The organism is Halomonas sp. LBP4, assembly GCF_003202205.1.
In the GTDB taxonomy this organism is placed as follows: Bacteria; Pseudomonadota; Gammaproteobacteria; order Pseudomonadales; family Halomonadaceae; genus Halomonas; species Halomonas flagellata.
In genome coordinates, this window is the sequence record NZ_PDOG01000006.1 from 181,542 (window position 1) to 189,436 (window position 7,895).

Below are 7,895 nucleotides of genomic sequence, written 5' to 3' on the forward strand. Positions count from 1 at the left end.
CCACTCGCACTTTGACGCTGTGCGGGTTCGCTCCAGCGGCGGCCCCACCACCGATCACGCAGGGAACAACGGATGACGCCTGTCGACACAGCAGCGTGTGAAGCCGGTCGGGAGCCCCTCGATCCCCATGCACTCCCCCCACTGCCGGCCCCGCTGCTGGCACGACTCGCCGACTGCCACACCCTGCCCTCACTGCCCGCCGCCGTCGCCAAGGTACTGATGGTGGCGCGGCGCCCCGACGCCAGCCTGTTCGACTACGCCGCGGCCATCGAGGAAGATCCCGCCCTCACCCTGCGCCTGCTGGCACTGGCCAACAGTGCCTTCTATGCCCGCCATCGCCGCGAAGCCAGCACCTGCCGCGACGCCGTCTCGCGCATCGGGCTGGACGCCACCCTGGCGGCGGTGATGAGTTTCGGACTGGCGCGCCCGGCCACGGCGGAAGGACTCGACCTCGACGCCCTGTGGCAGCGGGCGATCATCGCCGCCCTCGCCGCGCGCCATCTGGCCGCCAGGCTCTGCCCCGAGCGCGCCGGCACCCTCTTCACCATCGCCCTGATCCAGGACATCGGCATCCTCGCCGCCGGGGCCCTCGACGGCGATGACTACGCCGCCCTGACCCGGGCCGCCGCCGACCACGACGCCCTGTGCCAGGCCGAGCGCGAGCGCTACGGCTGTGACCACGCCGACCTGGGTGCCTGGCTCGCCACCAGTTGGGGGATACCGCCACACCTGGCCCGCGGCATCGCCGAGAGCCACGGCGAACTGGCGGCGGCCTCGCCCGCCACGCTCTGCCTGCGCCTCTCCGGCCGGATCGCCGACGGCTGGCTGACACAGACGCCCGGGAGGGCCTTTGCCCGCCTGATCCGGCGTCTCGACGCCCTGGAGGCGCTGCCGGCGGACTCGCTGGAGGAGATTCTCGACGAGCTGCAGGCGCAGCTGCCGAGCATGGCCGAGCTGCTGGAGATCACCCGGCCACCCCAGCGGGACGGTCACGAACTGCTGGCCGAAGCCAAGCGACACCTCTTCATGCAATCCCTGGCCCTCGGTGCCCGCCTCGATGCCCAGCAGGCCGAACTCGAGGCACTCCGCAAGCAACACGTCGAACTGGAGCACAGCAGTCGCCTCGACCCGCTCACCGGCCTCGCCAACCGGGCCTGGCTGGAGCAGCAACTCGAGGAACGCTTTCACCGCTCCCGGGCGCAGGGCAAGAACCTGGCGGTGGTGTTCATCGACCTGGACCACTTCAAGCGACTCAACGACCGGCACGGCCATCAGCTGGGCGACCGCGTCCTGGCCAACTTCGCCACCAACCTGCAGGAGATGATCCGCGAAGGCGATCTGGCCGCGCGTTACGGGGGCGAGGAATTCCTCGTCATCCTCCCCGACGAGGGGGTGACCGGGGCCGAGGCCATGGCGACACGGCTATCGGAACGGCTCGCCATCCACCCCGTGGCCCGGGTCGACGGCGAGTCCTTGCACGTGTCGGTCTCCATCGGCATCGCCTGCCTGGATGACGCCGACTTCCGCAACGCCCGGGAATTGATCGATGCCGCCGACCAGGGCATGTACCAGGCCAAGCGCAACGGCCGCGGCAGCGCCCACCGCTTCATCCCGCCGCCCTGAGCCCGCCGCTCAGTCGGCCAGGCCGTTGCGCACCTGGTCGAGGCGGCGCCGCATCCAGGCGCCGATCAGCAGCAGCAGGGTCAGCGCCAGCAGCGGCAGCATCACGTCCACCCCCAGGGCCTCCCCCCGCTCCACCGCCACCAGGGTGCTGTGGATGGCGCTGGCATAGACCGCCCACTTGATGCCCAGGCCGACCACGGCGGCGGCGATGAAGGTGGCAAGCGGCAAGCGACACAGGCCGGCGGCATAGTTGACCACCGAATGGGGGAAGCCCGGCATGACGCGCAGGGCGCACTGGGTGAGGAAGTCGCTGCGCCTTGCCAGCATGCGCATGATCCTGCGGGTCAGGGCCCCGGGCGAGAAGCGCTTACCGACGCGGGTGGCGAGCGAGTAGGCGCCCAGGGCACCGCCCACGCTGCCGACGATCAGCATGGGGGTCGCCGCAAGCGGCGTATAGAAGGGGGCGATCAGCCACAGGCCGATGCTGCCGGGCAGGCCGATGGCCAGGGTCACCGCCATGACCAGGATGACGACGATCACCGTCAGGGGGTGGTGAGACACCTCCTCGGCCCAGCGCTGAACGGCGGCGAGGTCGGGAGAGTGCCAGACCCACAGGTAAGCCGCCATCAACAGGCCGGCCCCGATGGCCACCCAGCACCAGGGCCGGCTCAGCGAATTCTCCTTGGGCATCGGTTCCCTCTCGGCGGCAGGACGCAGTCGCCATGGTGCCACGCCCCCGGTGCCGGGTCACGGAGCGCGGACGCTCGTCTCAGGCCTCCAGCCCGTCGGCGGGAGGCGGCGAGGCCTCCTCCTCGACGGACGGCGCGTCGGCCAGCCGCGGCAGACAAGGATAGCGGCCCCACGGGAAGCGCCTCACAACCGGGCCTCCACCCGCTCGAGAATCTGCCGGCTCACCCGGCTCACCAGGGGCTTCGCCGCCCGGTTGACGGCCTTCTCCACCAGCCGATTGCGCAAGGCATAGGTCAGGGTCAGCGCCACCTCGGTGCCCCCGGCGACCGGCGTCAGGCGGTAGCAGCCCTGGTTCTCCACCCCTTCCAGCGACTCCCAGGCCAGCACCTCCGGGGCCCGCGACTCGGTGATCGCCACGTCGAAGGTCCAGTCACGACCCACCGCATGCACGTGCCAGCGGTAGCGGTTGTCGCCCAGCGGCTCGATCGCCTGGATCAGGTCGGAGTAATCGACGAAGTCCTCGACCCGCTCGAGCAGGGCGAAGACCCGCTCCGGCGGTGCCTTGAGGATCGCGCTGTGTTCGATGGTGGCCATGCGGCTTCCCTGAGAACGAAGGAGGGGTCGTGCGATCTATGCCAGCCTGGAGCTTACCGCCCGGGGCGCCTGCGGGGCCAATCGCCCAGGACTACAGGTCCCGCATCAGCAGCGCGAACTCGACGCGCGCGGGGTCGATCGCCTCGCCCGGCACCGGGATGCGCACCCTGTGGCCGGAGCCCGGTGCGGCGCCGACCGATTCGCCACGCCGGTTCTCGATATGCTCGAGCACGAAGCGGCGGTTGCCGCCCGGCAGCATCAGCTCCATGCCATCGCCGACCTCGAAACGGTTCTTGACGTCCACTTCCAGCACGCCGCGGTCCGGGTCATAGCCGATCACCTCGCCGACGAACTGCTGGTGAACGCCCACCGAGTTGCCCTGCTCGTAGTTCTGGTACTCGTCGTGGACGTGCCGGCGGTAGAAACCTTCCGTGTAGCCGCGGTTGGCCAGGTTGTCGAGCTCGTCCATCAGGCGCATGTCGAAGGGCCGGCCGGCCACGGCGTCGTCGATGGCACGACGATAGACCTGGGCGGTGCGCGCCACGTAGTAGTGCGACTTGGTGCGCCCCTCGATCTTCAGCGAAGTCACGCCCATCTCGGTGAGCCTTGGGACGTGCTGCACGGCGCGCAGGTCCTTGGAGTTCATGATGTAGGTGCCGTGCTCGTCCTCGAACACCGGCATCAGCTCGCCGGGGCGGGTCCGGTCCTCGATCAGCGCCGACAGCTCGTCCTGCCCCTCCACGCCGCCGGCCGTCGCCGTGGTGGCCTCAGCCGTGCTGCCGCCGCCGGAGGCGATCAACCCGCCCTGCCCCTGGTCGGGCGTCCACACGCCGCTGGCGGCATGGGCCCGCGCCGAGTTGGCCGGCACCAGGTCGCCGGTCTCGTCGTGGGAGGCGGCCACGGTGTTGTACTTCCAGCGGCAGGCGTTGGTGCAGGTGCCCTGGTTGGGGTCGCGGTGGTTGAAGTAGCCGGAGAGCAGGCAGCGGCCCGAATAGGCGATGCACAGGGCGCCGTGGACGAAGGTCTCGATCTCGAGATCGGGGCACTCGGCGCGGATCTCGGCAATCTCGGCCAGCGACAGCTCCCGTGACAGGATGATGCGGCTGATGCCCTGCCGCTGCCAGAACCTCGCCGCCGCCCAGTTGACCACGTTGGACTGCACCGAGAGGTGGATCACCTGCTCGGGCCAGCGCTCGCGGATCATCATGATCAGCCCGGGGTCGGACATGATGAGCGCATCGGGGCCGGCCTCGATCACCGGCTCCATGTCGCGCAGGTAGGTCTTCAACTTGCTGTTGTGCGGGGCGATGTTCGACGCCACGTAGAACCGCTTGCCCCGCTCGTGGGCATAGGCGATGCCGCGGTGCAGGTTGTCGACCTTGAAATCGTTGTTGCGCACGCGCAGCGAGTAGCGCGGCTGGCCGGCATAGACGGCGTCCGCGCCATAGGCGAAGGCATAGCGCATGTTCTTGAACGTTCCCGCAGGGGAGAGCAGTTCGGGGGCTTTCATGGGGGTCACCGTTGTCAGGACGATGGCGCCGGAGGCGCAGGCATAAGGGGCAATATTATAACAGCGCGAGCGCCGAGGGCCGAGGGGAAAGCGCCTCTATAGCGAGAGGCGCCGGGGACAGGCCGAAGAGGAGGTCATTTGCCAGGGCTGGCAAAGGTAGCGTCCAGGGAGGGATCCACAGCGCCTCCCCACAGGCCTGCCGACGGATCAGCCACTGACGAATCCCCACGAATATCCCGGCGATGGCGGCACGTTCGCCGAAAAAGGCGCCGAGACCGCCCCTATGGGTCAGACCCCAGCCAAGTCACGAAGCCCGTCATGGTGCGTCTTGCGAGCGGATTCGACGCCGCCGGGGTCTGACCCCATAGGGACCGGCAGCGCTGGCAGCCTGCCACCCACCCATGCCCAACACATTGATAATGCTGAAATGTTTCTGGGGAGGCCCCCGGATCAGCCCCGAGCGATACCGGCACCTCCCCCCCTTTCGCTGGAGCTGCCCGTGCACTTGTCTTTCCGGTCAAGTAGAATGATGGCCCTCCGGACCGGACCCCGGAACGCCGCCGCTTCACGGTAGCGCGGCGCAACAAATTCTCCGACAAGAGTCCCGATATGACCCACTCAAGCACGCCTGCCACGGTCGTGATCTACTCCGGCGGCATGGACTCCTTCACGGTCCTCCACCGCGCCCTGCGCGAAGGCCTCGAGGTGCACGCCCTCTCCTTCGACTACGGCCAGCGCCACGCCCGCGAGCTGCAGGTGGCGGCCAAGGTCTGCCGCGAACTCGGCGTACCGCACCAGGTGGTCGACATCCGCGCCATCCACGGCCTGATCGACAACTCGGCGCTCACCGACGCCAGCCGCGAGATGCCCGAGGGCGACTACGGCCGGGAGAACCTGGCCGATACGGTGGTGCCCAACCGCAACATGATCCTGCTTGCGCTGGCCATCGCCAAGGCGGTGAACATCGGCGCCTGCCGCGTCGACTATGGCGCCCACGGCGGCGACCACGTGCTCTACCCCGACTGCCGCCCCGAGTTCGTCGAGGCCATGAAGGCCGTGGCCGGCATCGCCAACTTCGCCCCCGTCGAGATCCACGCCCCCTACCTGCGCGCCAGCAAGGCCGAGATCCTCGCCGAAGGCCTGGCCATGGGGCTCGACTATGCCGACACCTGGACCTGCTATCGCGGCGAGGCGCTCGCCTGCGGGCGCTGCGGCAGCTGCCGGGAGCGCCTGGCGGCCTTCGCCGCCAACGGTGCCACGGATCCACTGGGCTATTCACAGCGGCCCGACGCCGCCGCAGATGTCTCACAGCGCCCCGCCGCCGCCGCAACACCACCAGGGGGGTCGCCCGATGTATAGCGTCAAGGAGGCCTTCTACTCGCTGCAGGGCGAGGGCGCCCGGGCCGGACGCGCCAGCGTCTTCTGCCGCTTCGCCGGCTGCAACCTCTGGTCGGGGCGCGAGCGGGACCGTGCCGGCGCCGCCTGCCGCTTCTGCGATACCGACTTCGTCGGCACCGACGGCCAGCACGGCGGTCGCTTCGCGGATGCCGAGGCCCTGGCCGTCCACCTGGCGGCGCTATGGCCGGACCAGGACGGCGTGGCCACGCCCTATGTGGTGTTCACCGGCGGCGAGCCGCTGCTGCAGCTCGACGAGGCGCTGATCCGCGCCATGCACGAACGGGGCTTCGAGGTGGCGGTGGAGACCAACGGCACCCTGCCCGTCCCGGCCGGTATCGACTGGCTCTGCGTCAGCCCCAAGGGCGCCACCTCGCTGGCGCTGACCGAGGGCGACGAGCTCAAGCTGGTCCACCCCCAGGTCGAGGCCCCGCCCGAGCGTTTCGCCGGGCTCGACTTTCGCCACTTCTTCCTGCAACCGATGGACACCGCCCCCCTGGGCCGGACCGACAGCCCCATGGCCGAGACCGTGGCCTACTGCCTGGCTCACCCCCAGTGGCGCCTGTCGTTGCAGACCCACAAGATCGCGGGGATCGACTGATGACGCTCTTCGTCAACCGCCTGACCCAACTGGACGTATCGCTCTGGTGCCCGCGCCGCGGCCTCACCGCCGCCAGCTGGCACGTGGACGCCGAACTCGACGGCGAGCTCGGCGAGGACGGCATGCTGTTCGACTTCGGCGAGGTCAAGCCGTGGATCAAGTCGCGGCTCGACGCCGGGCCGGACCATACCCTGCTGGTGCCGACCCGGGCCCCCGGCGTGGAGGTCCAGGAGTGCCGCGAGGGGCTCTGCGTGCGCACCTCCCTGCCCTATCCCATGGAGATCCGCGCCCCGCGCCAGGCCCTCACCCTGCTGCCGTGGAGCGAGATCACCCTCGAGCGGCTGGGCGACCGCCTCGCCGAGGACCTGATGCGCCGCCCCCCCGACCAGGTCACCGCCATCCGGCTGGCGCTGCGCGAGGAGGCCATCGACGGCCCCGCCTACTGCTACAGTCATGGCCTGCGGCGCCACGCCGGCAACTGCCAGCGCATTGCCCACGGGCACCGCTCGCGGCTGCACATCTGGCAGGGCGGCAAGCGCGCCCCGGCCCTCGAGCAGCGCTGGGCCGACTGGCTGGCCGACCGCTACCTGGTCAGCGAGGAGGATATCGTCGACGGCGGCGAATCGGAGTACCGGGGCCAGCTGACCACCCGCTACCGCTCCGACCAGGGCAGCTTCTGCCTGCGCCTGCCCCAGGAGCGCTGCGCCATCCTCCACACCCCCACCACCGTGGAGCATATCGCCGCCTGGCTCGCCACCGAGATCGCCCGCGAGACCGGGCACGCCACCCGGGTCCAGGCCTTCGAGGGCATCGACAAGGGGGCCATCGCCCAGGCATGACCGGGACGGGCACCGCCATGAACGGGGAGGAGAGGGCATGAAGGGGGCAAGCGCACGAGGCACCGAGGGCGAGTGCCGCCCCGGCTGCGGCGCCTGCTGCATCGCCCCCTCGATCAGCTCGGCGATTCCCGGCATGCCCGACGGCAAGCCGGCCGGAGCCCGCTGCGTCCAGCTCGATGCCGACAACCTCTGCCGGCTGTTCGGCGACCCCCGCCGCCCCGCGGTCTGCGCCCGCTTCACCTTCGACCGGGAGCTGTGCGGCGAGCATCGCGACCAGGCGCTGGAGCGCATCGCCGCCCTGGAGCTGGCGACCTAGCAGCCTGTCGGATTTGACCGATCGTCGCGAGAAGGACGGATTTCGAGTCAAGTTTATCGATCTGATGAGGCGAATAGCGCGCTATTTAACAAATCAGATCGAATGAAATTGGCCGAAAGCCCGGGTTTCGCAGTAGATCAGCGTTAAGTCCGACAGGCTGCTAGCCCCGGACCGTCGCACATCCACCCCAGGCGGCGGCCGCCAGGTCGGCGCCATTCCCCCACGGGGGCCTGACCCTGCCGAATCCCCACATTTTTCTCGACGTTGATAGCTTGTTCGCCGAAAAAGGCGCCGAGGCTGCCCCTATGGGGTCAGACCCCAGCCAAG

At 69.6% G+C, this 7,895-nt stretch carries 8 protein-coding genes; 5 read left to right on the top strand and 3 right to left on the bottom strand.

What is annotated here, in order from left to right; all coding sequences use genetic code 11:
* Positions 1–72 precede the first annotated feature (72 nt).
* Entirely contained in the window at positions 73–1,623 is a 1,551-nt protein-coding gene (locus tag CR157_RS18375; protein ID WP_110284988.1) for a sensor domain-containing diguanylate cyclase, read from the top strand.
* A 9-nt stretch (positions 1,624–1,632) separates the two neighbouring features.
* On the opposite strand, the gene CR157_RS18380 is transcribed toward CR157_RS18375, so the two are convergent.
* From CR157_RS18380 to trhP, 3 genes are all read right to left on the bottom strand, one after another.
* Positions 1,633–2,313, bottom strand: a complete 681-nt coding sequence (locus tag CR157_RS18380) for a TVP38/TMEM64 family protein (protein WP_110284989.1) — start codon at positions 2,311–2,313, stop codon at positions 1,633–1,635.
* A 183-nt stretch (positions 2,314–2,496) separates the two neighbouring features.
* Complete coding sequence (locus CR157_RS18385; RefSeq protein WP_110284990.1) at positions 2,497–2,907, bottom strand: SRPBCC family protein; 411 nt, start codon at positions 2,905–2,907, stop codon at positions 2,497–2,499.
* A 91-nt stretch (positions 2,908–2,998) separates the two neighbouring features.
* Entirely contained in the window at positions 2,999–4,417 is a 1,419-nt protein-coding gene (gene trhP / locus CR157_RS18390; protein WP_110284991.1) for a prephenate-dependent tRNA uridine(34) hydroxylase TrhP, read from the bottom strand.
* 609 nt (positions 4,418–5,026) lie between these two features.
* On the opposite strand from trhP, the gene queC reads away from it, so the two are divergent.
* Genes queC through CR157_RS18410 form a run of 4 tightly spaced genes read left to right on the top strand, consistent with a single transcriptional unit; the run spans position 5,027 to position 7,568 of the window.
* The gene (gene queC, locus CR157_RS18395; RefSeq protein ID WP_110284992.1) at positions 5,027–5,776 is read left to right on the top strand and encodes a 7-cyano-7-deazaguanine synthase QueC; all 750 of its coding nucleotides are present in this window, start codon (positions 5,027–5,029) and stop codon (positions 5,774–5,776) included.
* Positions 5,769–6,413 carry a 7-carboxy-7-deazaguanine synthase gene (queE, locus tag CR157_RS18400; protein ID WP_110284993.1) on the top strand — a complete coding sequence of 215 codons (645 nt, stop codon included), beginning with the start codon at positions 5,769–5,771 and terminating at the stop codon, positions 6,411–6,413. Before queC ends, queE begins: the two co-directional genes overlap by 8 nt.
* Positions 6,413–7,252: a 6-carboxytetrahydropterin synthase gene (locus CR157_RS18405; protein ID WP_110284994.1), complete on the top strand. Its 840-nt coding sequence runs from the start codon at positions 6,413–6,415 to the stop codon at positions 7,250–7,252. The genes queE and CR157_RS18405 overlap by 1 nt, the downstream gene beginning before the upstream one ends.
* Positions 7,253–7,289: 37 nt before the next feature.
* Positions 7,290–7,568 carry a YkgJ family cysteine cluster protein gene (locus tag CR157_RS18410; RefSeq protein WP_110284995.1) on the top strand — a complete coding sequence of 93 codons (279 nt, stop codon included), beginning with the start codon at positions 7,290–7,292 and terminating at the stop codon, positions 7,566–7,568.
* Positions 7,569–7,895: the final 327 nt, after the last annotated feature.